This window comes from Streptosporangium becharense, assembly GCF_014204985.1.
Classification (GTDB): Bacteria; Actinomycetota; Actinomycetes; order Streptosporangiales; family Streptosporangiaceae; genus Streptosporangium; species Streptosporangium becharense.
In genome coordinates this window covers 1,619,825-1,638,064 of sequence record NZ_JACHMP010000001.1, presented here as the reverse complement: position 1 = coordinate 1,638,064, position 18,240 = coordinate 1,619,825, and the positions used below count along the sequence as shown (strand labels likewise).

Below are 18,240 nucleotides of genomic sequence, written 5' to 3'. Positions count from 1 at the left end.
TCGCGTCCGCGGTCTCCGGCATCTGGTAGGACAAGTGGGTGACCCACACCAGCCTCTCCCCGGACGACGGTGCCCTGCTGCCGCTCGACGCCGTGCGCGAGCGTCCCGCACCCGGCGACGGGGCGGCGCCGGAGGGGGCCGCGGGAGCCCCCCAGCGGGCCGAGGAGACGCGGGGAGCGGCCCGGGTGGCGAGGGGGACGCCGGGTGCGGCCGGAGCGGCAGGGGCCGCCAAGGGCGTTCCGGAGCCCGCCGCCCGGCTCCCGGTCGCCCGGGTCGCCGTCGACAACCCCCTGCCGCACCTCGACCGGCCGTTCGACTACCTCGTCCCGGCGACCCTGGACGCCGAGGCGGTGCCGGGCTGCCGGGTCCGGGTCCGGTTCGCGGGCAAGCTCGTCGACGGGTTCCTGCTGGAGCGGGCCGAGACCACCGAACACCAGGGCACGCTGACCCGCCTGGAGCGGGTCGTCTCCGCCGAGCCCGTGCTCACCCCCGAGATCGCCCGGCTGGCCCGCGCCGTGGCCGACCGCTACGCCGGCACCCTCGCCGACATCCTGCGGCTGGCGGTCCCGCCCCGGCACGCCCGGGTCGAGGCCGAGACCGTCGCCCCGCCCGCCTCTTCGCCGTCCGTCACCCCGCCCGCCGCTTCGCCGTCCGGCCCGGTCCCCGCCCGTGCCGGGGCGGTCGCGTCCTGCGGCCCGGTTCCGCGGGACGCCCGGGACGCCCGGGACGCGACGCCGGAGACGGCCCCCGGCCCGGCGAGCGCAGGGCCCGGCCCGGTCGCTCCGCCGGGGCCGTGGGCGGAGTATCCGGACGGCCCCGCGTTCCTCGCGGCGCTGGCCGCCGGCGACTGCCCGCGGGCCGTGTGGACCGCGCTGCCCGGCACCGGCCCCGACGGCCCCGGATGGCCCGCGGCGGTCGCGGCGGCCGTACGGGAGACCCTGCGCGCGGGCAGGGGAGCCCTCGTGGTCGTGCCCGACGGCAAGGACCTGGCGCTGGTCGACGCGGCGCTCGGCGCCGTGCTGGGCCCCGGCGGGCACGTGGCCCTCTCCGCCGACCTGGGGCCCGCCGAGCGCTACCGCAGATGGCTGCGGGCGGCCCGGGGGCAGGTGCGCGCCGTCGCGGGCACCCGGGGCGCCGCGTTCGCCCCGGTGCGGGATCTCGGCCTGGCCGTCGTCTGGGACGACGGCGACGACCTGCACGCCGAACGGCTCGCCCCGTACCCGCACGCCAGGGAGGTCCTCGCCCTGCGTGCCCACCAGGCGCGGGCGGCCCTGCTCATCGGCGGGTACGCCCGCACGGCGGAGGCCACCCAGCTCATCGCCGCAGGCTGGGCCGGGCCGATCACCCCCGCCCGCGAGACGGTCAGGGCCAGGGCCCCGCGGGTCCGCCCCGCCGGGCAGGACTCGGAACTGGCCAGGGACGAGGCGGCCAGGGCCGCCAGGCTGCCCAGTCTCGCCTGGCGCACCCTGCGGGCGGGTCTCGACACCGGCCCGGTGCTGGTGCAGGTCCCCCGGCGGGGCTACCTGCCCGCCCTCGCCTGCCAGAGCTGCCGGGCCCCCGCGCGCTGCGGGCACTGCGGCGGGCCGTTCGCGCTGCGCGGCGGCCACGCCGTCCCCTACTGCCGCTGGTGCGGCCGGATCGCCGGCGAGTGGCGCTGCCCGGCGTGCGGCGGGGCCCGGGTCCGGGCCCTGGTGGTCGGCGCCCGGCGCACGGCGGAGGAACTGGGGCGAGCCTTCCCCTCCGTCCCGGTCAGGACCTCCGGCAAGGACGGGGTGCTCGCCACGGTCGACGCCGGCCGTGCCCTGGTGGTGGCCACGCCGGGCGCCGAGCCGGTACCGGAGGGCGGGTACGCCGCGGCGGTGCTGCTGGACGGCTGGGCGTTGCTCGGCCGCCCCGACCTGCGCGCGGCCGAGGAGACGCTGCGCCGGTGGATGAACGCCGCGGCGCTGCTGCGGCCCCGGGCCGAGCTGGTCGTGCTGGCCGACTCCTCGGTGCCCGCGGTGCAGGCGTTGCTGCGCTGGGATCCCGTCACCCACGCCGAACGGGAACTGGCCGACAGGACAGAACTCGGTTTCCCCCCGGCGGTAAGAATGGCGACGCTTACCGGATCTTCCGCCGCAGTCAGGGAAATGCTCGCCGAGATGACGCTTCCGGGCCACGCCCAGGTGCTCGGCCCGGTCCCCGTGGACCCGCCGCACGCCGACGACGTGCGGGAACGTGCCATGGTGCGCATCCCGCGCGGCTCCGGAGCGGCGCTGGCCACGGCGCTCAAGGGGGCCGCCGGGGTGCGCTCGGCGCGCAAGGCCCCGGACGTGGTCAAGGTATGCATTGACCCGCTCGATGTGATTTGAGTTGTTTCCCCGATTCGCGGTGCTGGCAGTAAGCCGTTAATTTTCCCCTGTGTCGATCGAATGGGTGAATCGGGCCGTAGACGACCTGCGTGCGTGGGGGCGTGCGCAAGGCCTGGACGTTGACGTGGACGAGGTCCGGTTGCTCTGCGACTACGCGAGCGACTACCTGGACGTGCACGAGCTGGGTGACTTCACCCCGGTCGCCTTCGAGGAACTGCTGCTCAACATCTATCCGCGCAAGGTCATCGCGCCGCCGGAGAGCGCCCCCGAGACCGTCGCCGCGGCCCGTACCCTCGTCGACTTCCTCCTGGACACCGAGGAGATCGGCGGCAAGATGGCCAACCGGATGCGGAGCGTCCTGGACCGCATCGAGCCCGAGATGCCGATCGCCCTGGCCGACACCTCCCGGTTCGGCATGGCCAAGAGCCTGTTCAGCGCCATGGGCGCCGACGCGCTGGAGAAGGGCGTCGTCCTGCCGGTCTCCGGCCTGTCGGTCTCCGGCGCGGACGAGCGGCCCGTCGCCGAGGAGTGCGACTGTCCCGGCTGCTCGCCGCTGCCCGCGGTCCGGCTCGCCCCGCCCGAGACGCTCGCCCGCGACGCCGCCCGGGTGCCCCTGCTGACCGACGCCCGCCGGTTGGTCCAGTGGATGCTCGCCGGGGGCCGCACCCCGACCGTCAAGGGCCGGCTCAGGGTCCGCGACGCCGCCGAGGCGACCGCCCAGCTCGGCGTGGCCGACCCCGGGCTGCTGTGGAGGCTGGCGGTCCACACCGGCCTGGTCGAGGTCCAGGGCACCGCGGTCTTCGACGGCGACGGGTTCGACCCGCTCGAGGTCTGGGCCGCCGCGGTCGAGTTCGTCGTCGAGAAGGACACCGGCGGCGCCGTGACCGGCGACGTCTCCCTCGACGAGGAGCTCTACGGCCTGTGCGACATGCTCTACCGGCTCCAGGCGCCGGTGCCGGTCTCCCTCGTGGGCGACTACCTGGAGGAGATCGGTCTGGTCGACGACGGCGGGATCGACGTCCCCGAGGCGGTACGGCGGCTGGCCTACTGCGGCCTCGTCGAGCCGGGCGAGGAGGTCCTGGAGCTCACCCCGCTGGCCGTGTGGGGCCTGCGGAGCCTGTACACGGGCCTGGGCATGGAGGCGCCGGAGGCGCCCGACCTGGCCGCGGCGGACGCCTCCGAGCTGATCGAGGGCCTGCTCTCCGGGATGCCCGCCGAGGCCGCCGAGACCGACATCCGGGCGTGGCTGGCCAACCGGACGCCGCTCCAGGCCGCGGCCGAGCTGCTGGGTGCGGTCTCCGGGGCGCCGTCGGTCGCCCGGGGGGTCGCGGTGACGATCGTCGACCGTCTCGGCCCCGAGGCCGAGACGGCGGTGCGAGCCTTCCTGGGCGACGCCGAGCTGCGTCCGCACGCCGTCCACTGGCTGACCTCCCGCGGCCTGTCCGCCCCGGCGCTCACCCAGGAGGAGGTGCTCTGGATGAGCGTCGACATGCTCGCCCTGGCCATCCCCGCCGCCGAGGACGACCCCGAGACGTTCGCCGAGAACATGTCGGCCTCCGGCCCCCCGGCCCACCTCATCGAGGAGATGTGGCGGGTCGACCACCCCGAGGTCGTCGACGTGCTCGAACTGCTCGGCCGCTCCCTGCGGGACCACAACGTGGCCAAGGCCGCCCGCAAGGCGGCTTTCAAGGCACGTTCCCGCGCCATCGGCTGAGCCGTGTATGCGTGGGGCGTGAGTGCAGTAAGTTTCACGGGTGGCAAAGAGCGGGAACAGCGGCAACGTCTTCGACCTCGACGAGCTCCGCAGGCTGGTCGACGAGCTGGGAGCGGCACCCCGTGAGCTGCGGGCGGCCGTTCTCGACCACACCGTCCCCGCCGGCGGCGGCCACGCCCGCCCCCCGCGCCGCGGCGACGCGCTGAGCTTCCCGCCGGTCGAGCCGGCCCCCGAGGCCGAGCTCGCGCGGGCCGTGCTCCGGGTCCCGCTGGTGCTCGACGCGCGACGGCTGGCCGACTGGACCGGCACCCGCCGGGTCACCCCGGAGGGGCTGCTGCCCGACCCGTTCCTGCCGTGCTCCGAGCTCGCTCTGCCCGGCCCGGCCCGGCTCCACCTGCTCTGGGTGGTCGCGGTCAACACCGGGATGCTGCGCATCTCCCGGGGCACGGTCACCCGCGGCCCGTTCGAGCCCTCGCCGGACCTGCCGCACCCGGTGCTGCTGGAGTTCTGGGACGGCGTGGTCATGGACGTCCTCGACCGCGCCGACGAGGACCTGACCGGGTCGCGGGTGATCGACGACCATCTGGCCGAGATGCTCGCCACACTGTACGCCGTGCGTGACGGCCTGTCCGCCGCCACCCTCGTCAAGGGCGTCCTGCAGTCGCACGAGGTGGCCTGCCAGGCCCGCCCGGCCGAGATGCGGGCGCTGGCCGCCGCGCTGCCCGGGCAGCTGGAGGCGGCGCTGTCGCTCCTGGGCTACTGCGGGCTCGTCGAGCGGTCGCCCGCGGGATGGCCCCGGCTCACCCCGCTCGGCGTGTGGGCCGTCCGGCAGGACCTGCTGCGCGAGGGCCACGACGCGCCGACCGGCGCCGAGGTCGCGGTGTTCGCCGGCATGTGCGCGGACGAGCTGGTCGAGGCGATCCTGGCGGGCTCCGCCGCCCCCAGCGCCGTCACGGTGTGGCTGGAGTCCCGCCACCCCGAGGCCGCCGCCCGCGAACTGGTCAAGATCGCCGCCTCCGGCACCGCGGGCCGGCGCGGCACCGCGGGCTCCATCCTGGAGGAACTCGGCCCCGAGGCCGAGGCCCCGCTGCGGGAGGCCCTCGCCGAGCCGGCCATGTGGCGTTACGCCGCCTCCTGGCTGCACATCCGCGACCTGCCCGCGCCGGCCCTCACGCCCGCCGACAACACCTGGCTCGCGGTCGACGCGCTCGCCGCCATGCTGGAGCGCGGCGACGTCTCCGAGGCGATATGCGAGTTCGACGCGCTCGAACCCGGCGAGGACCTGGTCCGCGTCGTCGAGGAGATGGCCCTGGCCGACCACCCCGACACGATCACCGTCCTCGACATGCTGGGTGCGCACCACGCCAACGCCGCGGTGGCCAAGTCGGCCCGCAAGGCCGCGATGAAGGCCCGTTCCCGCTAGGCCGCTTTCGTCCCGGCACGCCCGAGGGAGGCGGGCAGGGCCCTTAGACTTGGTGAATCCCCCCGTGAGCGTGAGGAGATCCTCGTTGGCCGTCAAGCCCATCCGCCTCTTCGGCGACCCGGTGCTGCGCACCCCCGCCGATCCGGTGAAAGACTTCGACAAGGAGCTGCGCAGGCTCGTCAAGGACCTCACCGACACGATGATGGACGCCCCCGGAGCCGGGCTGGCCGCGCCGCAGATCGGGGTCGGGCTGCGGGTCTTCACCTACTACGTCGACGACCAGCTCGGGCATCTGATCAACCCCAACCTCGACCTGTCCGACGAGGCGGACGAGGAGGGCGAGGAGGGCTGCCTGTCCTTCCCCGGCCTGTCGTTCCCCACGCCGCGGGCGGTGCGCGCCGTGGCCACCGGCTTCAACATGCACGGCGAGCCGGTGACCCTGGAGGGCACCGACCTGATGGCCCGCTGCTTCCAGCACGAGACCGACCACCTCGACGGTGTGCTGTTCATCGACCGGATGGACCCCCGGCAGCGCAAGATCGCGATGAAGGCGATCCGCGAGGCCGAGTGGAGCGGGCTGTCGGCCCCCACGTTCAAGTTCTCCCCGCACGCCACCCAAGGGAAGGCTCTGTAGGAAACGTGCGCCTGGTCTTCGCCGGAACCCCGGACACCGCCCTGCCGTCGCTGCGGGCCCTGCTCGACTCGCCCCGTCATGACGTCGTCGCCGTCGTCACCCGGCCGGACGCCCAGTCGGGCAGGGGCCGGAGGGTTCACCCGAGCCCCGTCGCCGAGCTCGCCGAGGAGGCGGGCGTCGAGGTGCTCCGGCCGCAGAAGGCCGGTGACCCCGCCTTCCTGGAGCGGCTGCGGGAGATCGGCCCCGACTGCTGCCCGGTGGTCGCCTACGGCGCGCTCCTGCCGCAGGCCGCCCTCGACGTCCCCCGGCACGGCTGGGTCAACCTCCACTTCTCGCTGCTGCCCGCCTGGCGCGGCGCGGCTCCCGTGCAGCACGCCGTGCTGCACGGCGACGAGATCACCGGCGCGTCCACCTTCCGGATCGTCAGGGAGCTGGACGCGGGCCCGGTCTACGGTGTGGTCACCGAGGAGGTCCGGCCCGCCGACACCAGCGGCGAGCTGCTGGCCCGCCTCGCCGAGTCCGGCGCGGAGCTGCTGCTGGCGACCCTCGACGGGATCGAGGACGGCAAGCTGGAGGCCGTGCCGCAGCCCGCGGACGGCGTGAGCCTCGCCCCCAAGATCGGTGTCGACGACGCCCGGGTCGACTGGGCGGCGCCCGCCATGCGGGTCGACCGTCTCATCCGGGCCTGCACCCCGGCCCCGGGTGCGTGGACCGGGTTCCGCGGCACGCGGGTCAAGCTCGGCCCGGTGCGTCCCGTCCCGGACGCCCCCGCCCTGGCCCCCGGCCGGATCGCGGCGTCCAAGCACTCCGTCCTGGTCGGCACCGCCACCCACCCGGTCGAGCTGGGCGAGGTGCAGCCGCAGGGCAAGCGCCTGATGCAGGCGGTGGAGTGGGCCCGCGGTGTGCGGCCCGGCGACGAGGATCGGCTGGCGTAGAGATCATGAACAGCGGGGGTAAGGGCGGCGGCGCTGCGCGCGGCGGCGATCACGGCTCAGGCGGCCGCGCACGCGGCCGGGGCGGTCAGGGCTCCGGCGGGCGTGGCGGCCAGGGGGCCGGCGGTAAGGGGTCCGCAGGCGCGGCTTCCGGGGGGCAGGGCTTCGGAGGGCAGGGTTCCGGTGGTCGCGGGGGTCAGGGCTCCGGGCGACGCGGCGGCGCTCCACGTCCGCAGGGCGGAGGCGCCGGGCGGCCGGGCGGCCGGGGTACGCGTCCGGCCAGGCCGGTCCGTGACGAGGCGCGCAACGCCGCCTACGACCTGCTGCGCGCCGTCGACGAGCGTGACGCCTACGCCAACCTGCTGATGCCCACGCTGCTGCGTGAACGCCGCCTGTCCGGGCGCGACGCGGGCCTGGCCACCGAGCTGGCCTACGGCACCCTGCGCGGTCTCGGCACCTACGACGAGGTCGTCGCCGCATGCAGCGACCGGGCACCGGAGGACATCGATCCGCCGCTGCTCGACGCCATCCGCCTGGGTGTGCACCAGCTCCTCAAGACCCGGATCCCCCCGCACGCCGCCGTCGGCACGACGGTCGACCTGGTGCGGCTGCGGGTGGGCGCCGGGGCGTCGAAGTACGCCAACGCCGTGCTGCGCAAGGTCTCCACCCGGTCCCTGGAGCAGTGGCTGGCGATCGTCGCCCCCGACCCGGCCGCCGACCCGGTCGGCCATCTGGCCGTGGCCCACAGCCACCCCCGGTGGATCGTCGACGCGCTGCGCGACGCCGTGGGCGGCGACGCGGACGAGACCGCCGCGCTGCTCGCGGCCGACAACGAGCGTCCCCGGGTGGCCCTGGTCGCCCGTCCCGGCCGGTCGACGGTCGAGGAGCTCGTGGCCTCCGGTGCCGAACCGGCCGCGTACTCCCCCTACGGGGCCTATCTCGCCGAGGGCGACCCCGCGGCGGTCCTCGCCGTGGCCGAGTCGCGGGCCGCCGTCCAGGACGAGGCCAGCCAGCTCGTGGCCCTGGCTCTGACGCGCGTCCCGGTCCCGGGCCGCGACTCCCGCTGGCTCGACATGTGCGCCGGTCCGGGCGGCAAGGCCGGCCTGCTCGACGCCATCGCGATCCACGGGGACCCCGCGGGCGTCCCGGCGGCCTCCGGCGCGTCCGCGCGGCCGGGCTCCGCTCCCGGGGCGGCCGGTCCGGCCGCCTTCGGCGGCGGCGCGCACCTGGTCGCCGCCGAGGTGCAGTATCACCGGGCCCGGCTGGTGTGGCGGACCACCCGCCAGGCGGCGGTGATCACCGCCGACGGCACCGTGCCCGCCTGGCGGCCCGGGGCGTTCGACCGCGTCATGCTGGATGCCCCCTGCACCGGGCTGGGAGCGCTGCGCCGCCGTCCCGAGGCGCGCTGGCGCCGCGACCCGAGGAGCCTGGCGGAGCTGGGCCGGCTCCAGCGCGACCTGCTGGGCTCCGCCGTCGACTCCGTCCGGCCCGGCGGCGTCGTGGCGTACGTGACCTGCTCGCCGCACCTGGCCGAGACCGTCACCGTGGTCGGAGACCTGCTGCGCCGCCGGGACGACGTCGAGACGCTGGACGCCCGCGCCTATCTCCCCGAGGTCGAGGGCCTGGGCGACGGGCCGTACGCGCAGTTCTGGCCGCACCGCCACGGCACCGACGCCATGTTCCTGGCGCTGCTGCGCCGCCGCTGAGCGCTCACCGGGACGCCCCGGCCATCCGGTCCGGGGCGTCCCGGTGAGCGCACCGCCCCCGGTGAACGCGGCGGCGCCCCCGGCGGACCCACCGGTGACCGGAGGTGCCGGCGCGCCTCGTAGAATCTGCCAATCATGGCCGTACAGATCTCGCCCAGCATCCTGTCCGCCGACTTCGCCCGTCTCGCGGAGGCGGCGGCGGCGGTGCCCAACGCCGACTGGCTGCACGTGGACGTCATGGACAACCACTTCGTGCCCAACCTGACCCTCGGCCTGCCGGTCGTCGAGTCCCTGCTCAAAGCGACCTCGACGCCGCTCGACTGCCACCTCATGATCGAGGATCCCGACCGGTGGGCCCCGGCCTACGCCGAGGCGGGGGCGGGCAGCGTGACCATCCACGCCGAGGCGGCCAAGGCCGCGGTGCGCACGCTGCGGCAGATCCGCGGCGCCGGCGCCAGGGCGGGGCTCGCGCTGAACCCGGCCACCCCCGTCGAGCCGTACGAGGACCTGCTCGGCGAGGTCGACATGCTCCTGCTGATGACCGTCGACCCCGGTTTCGGCGGGCAGAAGTTCCTCGACCTCGTGCTGCCCAAGATCCGCCGGGCTCGTGAGCTCATCGGCAGGCACGGCGGCCAGGTGTGGCTCCAGGTGGACGGCGGCATCGCCGTCGGGACGATCGAGCGGTGCGCCGAGGCCGGCGCGGACGTCTTCGTGGCCGGCAACGCCGTCTACGGCACGGACGACCCGGCCGGTGCGGTCGACGCCCTGCGCGCGCTGGCCGGCGGCTGACGGCCCGGGCGGGCGTCCCAGGGCGGGCGTCACGGTGAGTCCCACGGCGGGTGTCCCCTGAGTTCCAGGGCGGGCGTCACGGTGAAACGCGAAGACCTCCGTGCGGTGTGGAGCCTCGGGCACCTTCACCGCGTCGGAGGTCTTCGCCGTCGATCACGCCCCGCCGCCGGCGACGTCCGGGGACGGCACGCCCGGCGGGCCGGAGCGCCTATCCGAGAGGCTTCTTGACGGACCCCTTGAGAGGCCCCGTCTCGGACACCGCATCCGTCTGCGGGTGCGACGGATCGGCTCGCAGAGCCGGGTCCAGCACCACGTCATGGCCGTGCACGGTGGGCTCCTCGGGGAAGTGGCAGGCGGTCAGGTGCCCCTCGGCGTTGCCCTCCAGCCACACCAGGGGCGGCTCCTCCTGCGCGCACTTCTCCTGCGCCTTCCAGCAGCGGGTACGGAAGCGGCAGCCGGACGGCGGGTTGACGGGGGAGGGGACGTCCCCGGCCAGGCGGATGCGCTCGCGCGGCCGCTCGTCCTCCAGCACCTCCGGCACCGCCGACAGCAGCGCGTGCGTGTACGGGTGGCGGGGACGCTCGTACAGGGAGGTCCGGTCGGCGATCTCGACGATCTTGCCGAGGTACATGACCGCGACCCGCTGCGAGAAGTGCCTGACCACCGCCAGGTCGTGCGCGATGAACAGGAACGCGATGCCCAGGTCCCGCTGGAGGTCCTGCAGCAGGTTGATGACCTGCGCCTGGATGGAGACGTCCAGGGCGGAGACCGGCTCGTCGGCGATGATCAGCTTCGGGTTGAGGGAGAGCGCGCGCGCCACCCCGATGCGTTGCCGCTGGCCGCCGGAGAACTCGTGCGGGAACCGGTTGTAGTGCTCGGGGTTGAGGCCGACGATCTCCAGGAGTTCCCGGACCCGCTTGTCCCGGCCGCCCGGCGGGTTGATGCCGTTGATCTCCATGGGGCCACTGATGATGCTGCCCACGGTGTGGCGGGGGTTGAGCGAGGAGTACGGGTCCTGGAAGATCATCTGGATCTCGGCCCGGATGGGCTTGAGCTCCCTGCGGCCGGCGTGGCCGATCTCCTGCCCCCGGTAGCGGATGCTGCCGCCGCTGGGCTCCAGCAGCCGGGCGGCCAGCCGGCCGGTGGTGGACTTGCCGCAGCCCGACTCGCCGACCAGGCCCAGCGTCTCACCGGCGTGCACCGTCAGGTCGACGCCGTCGACCGCGTGAACCCGGCCGACCTGCCGCTTGATGACGAAGCCGCCCATGACGGGGAAGTGCTTCTCCAGCCCGGACAGCTCCAGCAGCGCCTCGCCGCGGGCCTCGCCGGTTGTCTCGCTCACTTGTGGATCTCCCTCTTCTGGGCGAGGGTCAGGTAGCACGCGTCGCCGTGGCCGCGGTGCGGGGACAGTTCGGGCCGCTCGGTCCGGCAGATCTCCGGACCGGCCAGCTGCATGTAGTCGCAGCGGGGGTGGAACGGGCAGCCGGCCGGGATGTTGATCAGGCTCGGCGGGGTGCCGCGGACCGGCTGGAGCGGCACGTCCACCGAGGAGCCCAGGCTGGGCATCGAGGCCAGCAGTCCCCAGGTGTAGGGGTGGCGGGGCTCATGCAGCACCTCCCTGACCGTGCCGCGCTCCACCGCCCGCCCGGCGTACATCACCAGTACGTTGTGCGCGGTGTTGGCGACCACGCCGAGGTCGTGGGTGATCAGGATGATCGAGGTGCCGGTCTGGTCCTGGAGATCCTTGAGCAGGTCCAGGATCTGGGCCTGCACGGTCACGTCCAGGGCGGTGGTCGGCTCGTCGGCGATCAGCAGGTCGGGGTCGCACACCAGGGCCATCGCGATCATCGCGCGCTGCCGCATGCCGCCGGAGAACTGGTGCGGGTAGTCGTCCACCCGCAGCTTCGGCTGGGGGATGCCGACCCGCGTCAGCATCTCGATCGCGCGCTGCCTGGCCTTCTCCCGGCTGGCGCCGGTGTGCTTGCGGTAGACCTCGCCGATCTGCCGGCCGATGGTGTGGTACGGCGAGAGCGCCGTCAGCGGGTCCTGGAAGATCATCGCGACCTTGTTGCCGCGCAGTTTCTCCATGGTGGAGCGGGGGGCACCGATCAGCTGCTGGCCGTCCAGCAGGATCTCACCGCTGATCTTGGTGGTCTCCGGGTTGTGCAGGCCCAGCACGGTCAGGTTGGTCACCGACTTGCCCGACCCGGACTCGCCCACGATCCCCAGCGTGGTGCCCTTCTCCACGTCGAAGGAGAGCCCGTTCACCGCGTGGACGACGCCGTCCTCGGTGTGGAAGTCGACGGTCAGGTCACGGACCGAGAGGAACGGAGTTGACACTTTCTTCAAGCTCCTAGCCCAGCCGCACGCGGGGGTCGATGACGGCGTACAGGATGTCGACGATGATGTTGAAGATGACGATCGCCCCGGCCGCGACGAGCACCGTCGCCATCAGCATGGGCAGGTCGGAGTTGGTGACGGCCCTGATCGAGAGCTGCCCGAGGCCCTGCAGGCCGAAGGTCGTCTCGGTGATGATCGCCCCGCCGATCAGGGTGCCGAGGTCCACGCCCAGGATGGTGATGATCGGTGTCAGGGTGCCGCGCATGGCGAACCTCAGCACGACCGAGCGGCCCGACATGCCCTTGGCCCGCGCGGTGCGGACGTAGTCCTCACCGAGCTGCTCCACCATCGTCGAACGCGTCATACGGGTGTAGTTGGCGGTGAAGATGATCGACAGCACCAGCCAGGGCAGCAGCAGGCCGGTCATCCAGGCGATCGGGTCCTCGGTGAGCGGCACGTACTTGGGCCGGGCGAATATCTGGTTCTGGTAGACGAGGAAGTACAGCGCGAGCGTGCCGATGAAGTAGATCTGCACCGAGGCGCCGATCAGGGACGACACGCTGGCGATCTTGTCCAGCGGCTTGCCCTGCCGCAGCGCCGCGATGATGCCCGTCGCCACGCCGAAGGTGAAGAAGATGACCGCGGCCCCGATGGTGAGCGAGACGGTCAGCGGGAGCCGGTCCAGGATCGTCTCGAACACCGGTGCCCGGTTGACGAAGGAGTAACCGAGGCAGGGAGCCGGGCAGTGGCCCAGGCCCTCGTAGTCGCGGCCGACGAAGATGCCGGCCAGCCAGGTCACGAACTGGACGACCACGGGCTTGTCCAGCCCGAGGTTGTGCCGCGCCTGCTCCAGCAGCTCGGGCGGGCAGACCTTGCCGCAGGAGAGTCTCGCCACGTCGCCGGGCACCATGAAGAAGAGGAAGAACGTGACCGCGGCGATGATCAGAAGGGTGACCGCGGCGCCGAGGAGGCGGCGGATGATGAATGGAAGCATTGCCTGTTTTCCCGAGGTGGCTGGGACCGCTGCGGGGCCTTCTCCGGCCCCGGCCGCGACCCCGTGAGAGGGGTTCTCCCCCGCACGGGATCGCGGCCCTTTCGGTGTCTCCTACGCTTTCGTGGGCGTCACTGCTTCACGAAGATGGTGTTCGGCGAGACGACCCACGACTGCGGGTCGATCTCGGCGCCGCCCACCTTGGAGCCGTGGAGCGTGTTGGCGATCCGGTTCTCCGCCACGACCAGGGGAGTGATCTTCTCCTGGATCTCCTTGTCCAGGGCCATCCACGCCGCATTGGCCGCGTCGAGGTCCTCCATGGCCATGATGTCGTTCATCTTCTTGGTGAGCTCTTCGTCCTTCAGGTGCGAGTAGTTCGGCGCACCGTCGCCGACCGGGCCGAAGATGACCGGCATGACCGTCGAGCCCGACGGCCAGTCGGCGCCCCAGCCGCCCCAGTACAGGTCGAAGTCGTTCTTCACCTTGCCGATGGAGTCGTAGTAGGTCTTGCGGTCCAGCGGCTTGGTCACGACCTTGATGCCGGCCTTCTCCAGAGCGTTCTTGATCACGATGGTGACCTGCTCCTGGACCGGGGTCTGGTTGTAGGCGTAGACGATGGTCGGCGTCGGGTTGCTCGACTCGGCCAGCAGCTGCTTGGCCTTCTCGATGTCACCTTCGGGCTTGGCGTCCTTGCCGAACAGGTCGTAGGCCTGGTAGCCGACCGTGGTGTTCTCGTTCAGGATCGTGGTGGGCAGCGCCGCGGCGGCCGGGCCGCCCATGACCTGCTGGATCTGCTTGGACGGCCAGGCGTGGTTGACGGCCTGGCGGATCTTGATGTCCTTCACCCGGTCGAGGTTGAAGTAGTAGTAGTTGCCGTACGGCGACGGGCTCTTCATCAGGCGCGGGGCCAGCGACGCGTCGCCGAGCACCTGCTGGAGCCGCTCCGGCGGGACGGTGGCGTAGAAGGTGAACGCCGTCTGGTCCGGGCCGGTGTCGGCCATCAGGCGGTCGGTGATCTGCAGGGCCTCCTGACCGAACTCCAGACGCCACTTGTCGGGGTAGGCGCCGCGGATCGGGTCGGTGGCCGGGTCCCAGTGCGGGTTGCGCTCCAGCTCCATCGACTTGTCGGGCACGTGGCTCTTGATGACGTACGGCCCGGCGGAGAAGGGCTTCTTGTCGTACTGTTCCTTGGTGTCCTTGGCCTTGGGCACGATGGCGTAGCCGCCCATGGCGAAGGCGTAGTTGGCGTCGGCGTGCGGCGTCTTGAACTTGAAGACGATCGTCTTGTCGTCGGGCGTCTCGATGGCGTCCAGGCGCTTGCCGTCGTACGGGCCCTTGTATGCCTTCTTGTGGTCGACCTCGGTCAGCCACTGCTGGACGTAGGTGGGGCCCTGGGTGATGTAGGGGGCGAACGTCCGCTCGATCGTCCACTTGACGTCGTCGGAGGTGATCGGCGTGCCGTCCTCCCACTTCACCCCGTCCTTGAGGGTGAAGGTCCAGGTCTTGCCGCCGTCGGAGGGGGTGCCGGCGTCGGTGGCCAGGTCGCCGACCAGCTTGTAGTCGCCCTTGGCGACGCGCTTGTAGCCGGTCAGGGTGCGGTGGACCAGCAGGCCGAAGTTCGTCATGGTGTTGACGTAGCTCTGGCCGGGATCGAGGTGGCCGATGTCGTCGCGGTCGATCATCGTGACCGTGCCGCCCTTGACGACGCCCTCCGGCGCGATGGCCGGGCCCTTGGAGTCGTCGGCGGTGCCGAGCGTGATCTTCGGGGGGGTGTAGGTAGCGGCCGGCGCCGCGGCGCCACCGGAGGCACCGGTGCCACCGCCGGGGGCCGCGGGGGCGCCCTGGTTGCCGGCGGCGCACGCGCTGGTCAGCGCGAGGACGCCTGCGGCGAGAACGGCCACTGCTGACCGCTTGCGCACTTTCATCTCTCTCCTATTCGGATCTATCGCTTGAGCTTGGGGTCGAAGGCGTCGCGGATCGAGTCACCGAGCAGGTTGAACGCGACCACGAAGACCAGGAGGGCGACACCGGGGAAGATCAGGTAGGTGATGTCGTTCATGTAGATCTCGGTCCCGCGCCGGAACATGCGGCCCCAGTCGGGGATCGGCTCGATCATTCCGACGCCCAGGAAGGACAGGGCCGCCTCGGCGGTGACCATCGCGGGCAGCAGCAGCGTCGACTGGATCAGGATCGGCGTCCACAGGTTGGGCAGCAGCTCCTTGAAGATGATGCGGGAGGGCGAGGCGCCGGTCACCTTGGCGGCCTCGACGAACTCCCGCTCGCGCATGGAGAGCACCTGGCCGCGCAGCAGCCGGGCGATGCCGGCCCACCCGAACGCCGTCAGCAGGCCGATGAGGGTCACCACCCGCAGCCAGATCGGGGTGTTCTCGTCCGGCTTGACGAAGAGGTTCTCCACCACCGGGATGAACGCGATGATGAACAGCGTCGAGGGGAACGACAGGACGATGTCGATCAGCCGGCCGATGAAGTAGTCGGTCCTGCCCCCGGCGTATCCGGCGACGATGCCCATGACGATGCCGATGATCGAGATGAGGACCGTCGCGGTCATCGCGATCGCCAGGGAGGTCCTGATCCCGTAGACGAGCTGCGTGAAGACGTCCCGGCCGAGGCCCGGCTCGATACCGAACCAGAACTCCGAACTGATGCCCCCGTTGGGCAGGACCGGGTAGCCGTAGTCGTTCAGCAGGCCCGGGTTCTCCTGCCCGTAGAGGGTGTACGGGTCCTTGCCGTAGAGCATGGAGATGACCGGCGCGAGGATCGCGACGAGGAGGAAGAAAATCACCACCCCGGCGGAGACGAGGCCGGTGCGGTCGCGGCGGAAACGCAGCCACATCAGCTGACTGGGGGAACGGCCGACCGTCACCGGCGCCTTCGGCGAGGGTGTCTCCCCGGTGGTGGTCGCGGCTGGTGCAGGGATGGTCATCGTGCGGGAGCCCCCAACGAGCATGGCTGAGCGTGATCCCTGGAACCATCGCAAAACACGCGGTGGCAAATCAATGGTCTAGAGCCTAGTCGTATTTTTGTTGTGCAACTTCCATCTGTTTGTAGCTTTAATTCCGTTGACTATTGCGGGGGGTTGTATGGAAGAATGGATTAGGTCATGGATGGATTTTCACGGATTTGTGACACTTCCATGACGCGACGGTGACACCCTTGTCAGGGTCTCGTCCTGCTTGTGTCACAAGCTTGCGACGAATGCATCAAACCCGGCTTGTAGGGTAATCGTGTGCTCACGGGAGGGATGAGCGCATGGATCACGGTCTCTTCGGCCCCGGTTCGGTGACGTGGCGGGTCATGGGGGAGCCCATCCTGCTCGTCGGAGGCTTCCGCGCACTGCTGATGCAGGGCCTGCATCCCCGGGCCATGCGCGGGGTCGCGCAGAACTCGGCGCTCATGGACCCGGCCGAGGCGTGGTCCCGCTTCGTGCGCACCACCGAGTTCGTGCGCGTGCGCACCTACGGCACCACCGAGGAGGTCGCCCGCGCGGGCGCCAGGGTCCGGAGGATCCACGCGAGCCTCACCGCCCTCGACCCGGACACCGGTGAGCGTTTCCGGCTCGACGACCCCGACGCGCTGCTGTGGGTGCACGTCGGCGAGGTCGACTCCTACCTGTCGGTCGCCCGGCGGGCGGGCGTGGTCCTGACCGACGCCGACGCCGACAGGTTCGTGGCCGAGTGGCGGCGCGCGGCCGAGGTCGTCGGTCTCCGCTCGCAGGACGTCCCCGGCTCGGTCGGGGAGATGGACGACTACATCCGGGCGTGCCGCCCCCGCCTCTACTTCGCCCCCGAGGTGCCGCACCCCCTGCGCCAGTCGCTCAACGCGCCGCTCCCGGTCCGGCTGACGCCGCTCAAGCCGATGTTCCCCATGGTCACGCTGCTCGCCTTCGCCACCATGCCGCGCTGGGCCCGCAAGCTGTACGGCCTTCCGGCCACGCCGCTGGGCGACCTGTGGGCGACCGTGACGCTCAGGACGCTGCAGACCGGCATCGGCCTGATCCCCGCCCAGGTCCGTTACGCCCCCGAGGCCCGCAGGGCACGGCGGGTGGCCGAAGGGCACGCCGCCTAGCCCGTATCAAGCGACCGCTTGGTCCACATGGCGGAGGGGGGTGTCGTGTGGTTTGCCGGACATGGCACACTGATGTACGGGCGAGGAGCCGGCTTCGGCGACCCGCCCGGAAACAGAGCAGCGTGCTCCGGGGTCGGTGAAAGTCCGAACCGGCGGTGACAGTCCGCGACCCGGCCGAATCCATCGGCCGGTTGACCTGGTGAAATTCCAGGACCGACGGTTAAAGTCCGGATGGGAGGAAGCGCGCGAGCGGAGAGTGCCTTCGGGCACCCTCCGCTTATCGGGTGTACGCACCTGTCCGATCCCCCCGGGGCCCGCGGTGGCACAGAGCTACTCGCGAGAAGGAGACCTCGGGTGACTGATCGGGCGCCGACGCGCCGCGTCGCCGGGCACGCGTCCCACGGACACCGCGCCGCCCCCCGCCTTCCCCGCCGTCCCGCCGGACGTGACGTTCCCCGTCCCGGCGTTTCCGGTGTCTCCCGTCCCTGCGCCGTGCTCCCGTTCAGAACCCCCGAAGGAGCTGTGCATGTTCACCGGAATCGTTGAGGAACTGGGCGAGATCGCCGCGATCGAGCCGCTGCCGGAGGCGGCGCGGCTGTCGATCCGCGGCGGGAAGGTCACCGCCGACGCCGGGCACGGCGACTCCATCGCCGTCAACGGCGTCTGCCTGACGGTGGTCGGCGTGACCGGCGAGGTGTTCACCGCCGACGTGATGAAGGAGACGCTCGACCGCAGCTGCCTCGGCGCGCTGCGTCCGGGCTCCCCGGTCAACCTGGAGCGGGCGGTCCGCGCCGACCAGCGTCTGGGCGGCCACATCGTGCAGGGACACGTCGACGCCACCGGCGTCGTGCTGGCGCGCGACCCCGGGGAGCACTGGGAACTCGTCCGGATCTCACTGCCGTCCGAGCTCGACCGCTACGTGGTCGAGAAGGGCTCGATCGCGGTGGACGGCGTCAGCCTCACCGTGGTCGAGGTCGGCGACGGAGGCTTCACCGTCAGCCTGATCCCGACCACCCTGGGCCTGACCACCCTGGGCGCCAAGCGCCCCGGCGACCCGGTCAACCTGGAGGTCGACGTGATCGCCAAGCACGTGGAGAAGCTCGTCGGCGCGTACGCCCCGGCGGGAGCCTCCACCCGGGTGAGCGTCTCCGTCCACGCCGACCTCTCCGCCGCGTCGGACGCCTCCGGCGAGGTGGGCGGCTCCAGCAAGGTGGACGCCTCCGGCGGGGCGGGTCTGCCGGGCGAGGCGGACGCGCGGGCGCTCACCGGCCGGC

The 18,240-nt window shown here is 72.3% G+C and carries 13 protein-coding genes, 1 pseudogene and 1 riboswitch; of the genes and pseudogenes, 9 read left to right on the top strand and 5 right to left on the bottom strand.

Features of this window, described 5'->3' with window-relative positions; translation table 11 throughout:
• Nucleotides 1–38: 38 nt before the first annotated feature.
• The 7 genes from F4562_RS06980 (at nucleotide 39) to rpe (ending at nucleotide 9,549) form a co-directional block, all read left to right on the top strand.
• On the top strand, nucleotides 39–2,351 hold the full coding sequence (locus F4562_RS06980; RefSeq protein ID WP_311734092.1) for a primosomal protein N': 2,313 nt from the start codon (nucleotides 39–41) through the stop codon (nucleotides 2,349–2,351).
• Nucleotides 2,352–2,400: 49 nt separating this feature from the next.
• Nucleotides 2,401–4,065 carry a hypothetical protein gene (locus tag F4562_RS06975; RefSeq protein WP_311734093.1) on the top strand — a complete coding sequence of 555 codons (1,665 nt, stop codon included), beginning with the start codon at nucleotides 2,401–2,403 and terminating at the stop codon, nucleotides 4,063–4,065.
• 40 nt (nucleotides 4,066–4,105) lie between these two features.
• Nucleotides 4,106–5,488: a hypothetical protein gene (locus F4562_RS06970; protein WP_184543687.1), complete on the top strand. Its 1,383-nt coding sequence runs from the start codon at nucleotides 4,106–4,108 to the stop codon at nucleotides 5,486–5,488.
• A gap of 85 nt (nucleotides 5,489–5,573) precedes the next feature.
• Nucleotides 5,574–6,122, top strand: coding sequence for a peptide deformylase (def, locus tag F4562_RS06965; protein ID WP_184543689.1), 549 nt, complete (start codon nucleotides 5,574–5,576; stop codon nucleotides 6,120–6,122).
• 5 nt (nucleotides 6,123–6,127) lie between these two features.
• A complete protein-coding gene (gene fmt, locus F4562_RS06960) occupies nucleotides 6,128–7,057 on the top strand; it encodes a methionyl-tRNA formyltransferase (protein WP_184543691.1) in 930 nt (309 codons plus the stop codon).
• Between the two features lie 5 nt (nucleotides 7,058–7,062).
• Nucleotides 7,063–8,760, top strand: a complete 1,698-nt coding sequence (locus F4562_RS06955; RefSeq protein ID WP_246473376.1) for an RsmB/NOP family class I SAM-dependent RNA methyltransferase — start codon at nucleotides 7,063–7,065, stop codon at nucleotides 8,758–8,760.
• Nucleotides 8,761–8,895: 135 nt separating this feature from the next.
• Nucleotides 8,896–9,549: a ribulose-phosphate 3-epimerase gene (gene rpe, locus F4562_RS06950; protein WP_184543693.1), complete on the top strand. Its 654-nt coding sequence runs from the start codon at nucleotides 8,896–8,898 to the stop codon at nucleotides 9,547–9,549.
• Nucleotides 9,550–9,757: 208 nt separating this feature from the next.
• Here rpe and F4562_RS06945 read toward each other — a convergent pair whose 3' ends face one another.
• From F4562_RS06945 to F4562_RS06925, 5 genes are all read right to left on the bottom strand, one after another.
• Entirely contained in the window at nucleotides 9,758–10,816 is a 1,059-nt protein-coding gene (locus F4562_RS06945) for an ABC transporter ATP-binding protein (protein ID WP_246473818.1), read from the bottom strand.
• 71 nt (nucleotides 10,817–10,887) lie between these two features.
• The gene (locus F4562_RS06940) at nucleotides 10,888–11,889 is read right to left on the bottom strand and encodes an ABC transporter ATP-binding protein (RefSeq protein WP_311734094.1); all 1,002 of its coding nucleotides are present in this window, start codon (nucleotides 11,887–11,889) and stop codon (nucleotides 10,888–10,890) included.
• Between the two features lie 13 nt (nucleotides 11,890–11,902).
• Complete coding sequence (locus F4562_RS06935) at nucleotides 11,903–12,883, bottom strand: ABC transporter permease (protein ID WP_184543699.1); 981 nt, start codon at nucleotides 12,881–12,883, stop codon at nucleotides 11,903–11,905.
• Between the two features lie 128 nt (nucleotides 12,884–13,011).
• Nucleotides 13,012–14,805 carry an ABC transporter substrate-binding protein gene (locus tag F4562_RS06930; RefSeq protein WP_184543701.1) on the bottom strand — a complete coding sequence of 598 codons (1,794 nt, stop codon included), beginning with the start codon at nucleotides 14,803–14,805 and terminating at the stop codon, nucleotides 13,012–13,014.
• Between the two features lie 17 nt (nucleotides 14,806–14,822).
• Nucleotides 14,823–15,824 carry an ABC transporter permease gene (locus tag F4562_RS06925; RefSeq protein ID WP_184543703.1) on the bottom strand — a complete coding sequence of 334 codons (1,002 nt, stop codon included), beginning with the start codon at nucleotides 15,822–15,824 and terminating at the stop codon, nucleotides 14,823–14,825.
• Between the two features lie 326 nt (nucleotides 15,825–16,150).
• Here F4562_RS06925 and F4562_RS06920 point away from each other — a divergent pair, with 326 nt between their 5' ends.
• Together F4562_RS06920 and F4562_RS06915 are read left to right on the top strand one after the other, a co-directional pair.
• A complete protein-coding gene (locus tag F4562_RS06920; RefSeq protein WP_184543705.1) occupies nucleotides 16,151–16,966 on the top strand; it encodes an oxygenase MpaB family protein in 816 nt (271 codons plus the stop codon).
• 118 nt (nucleotides 16,967–17,084) lie between these two features.
• Nucleotides 17,085–17,215: riboswitch (FMN riboswitch) on the top strand.
• A 277-nt stretch (nucleotides 17,216–17,492) separates the two neighbouring features.
• Nucleotides 17,493–18,098 (top strand): annotated as a pseudogene (locus F4562_RS06915) (riboflavin synthase); the annotation flags it as partial.
• Between the last annotated feature and the right edge of the window lie 142 nt (nucleotides 18,099–18,240).

Coding starts and splice junctions, on each gene's coding strand:
- F4562_RS06955 (WP_246473376.1), top strand. CDS start 7,063: ATGAACAGCGGGGGTAAGGGCGGCGGCGCTGCGCGCGGCGGCGATCAC.
- rpe (WP_184543693.1), top strand. CDS start 8,896: ATGGCCGTACAGATCTCGCCCAGCATCCTGTCCGCCGACTTCGCCCGT.
- F4562_RS06945 (WP_246473818.1), bottom strand. CDS start 10,816: ATGGGCGGCTTCGTCATCAAGCGGCAGGTCGGCCGGGTTCACGCGGTC.
- F4562_RS06935 (WP_184543699.1), bottom strand. CDS start 12,883: ATGCTTCCATTCATCATCCGCCGCCTCCTCGGCGCCGCGGTCACCCTT.
- F4562_RS06930 (WP_184543701.1), bottom strand. CDS start 14,805: ATGAAAGTGCGCAAGCGGTCAGCAGTGGCCGTTCTCGCCGCAGGCGTC.
- F4562_RS06925 (WP_184543703.1), bottom strand. CDS start 15,824: ATGACCATCCCTGCACCAGCCGCGACCACCACCGGGGAGACACCCTCG.
- F4562_RS06920 (WP_184543705.1), top strand. CDS start 16,151: ATGGATCACGGTCTCTTCGGCCCCGGTTCGGTGACGTGGCGGGTCATG.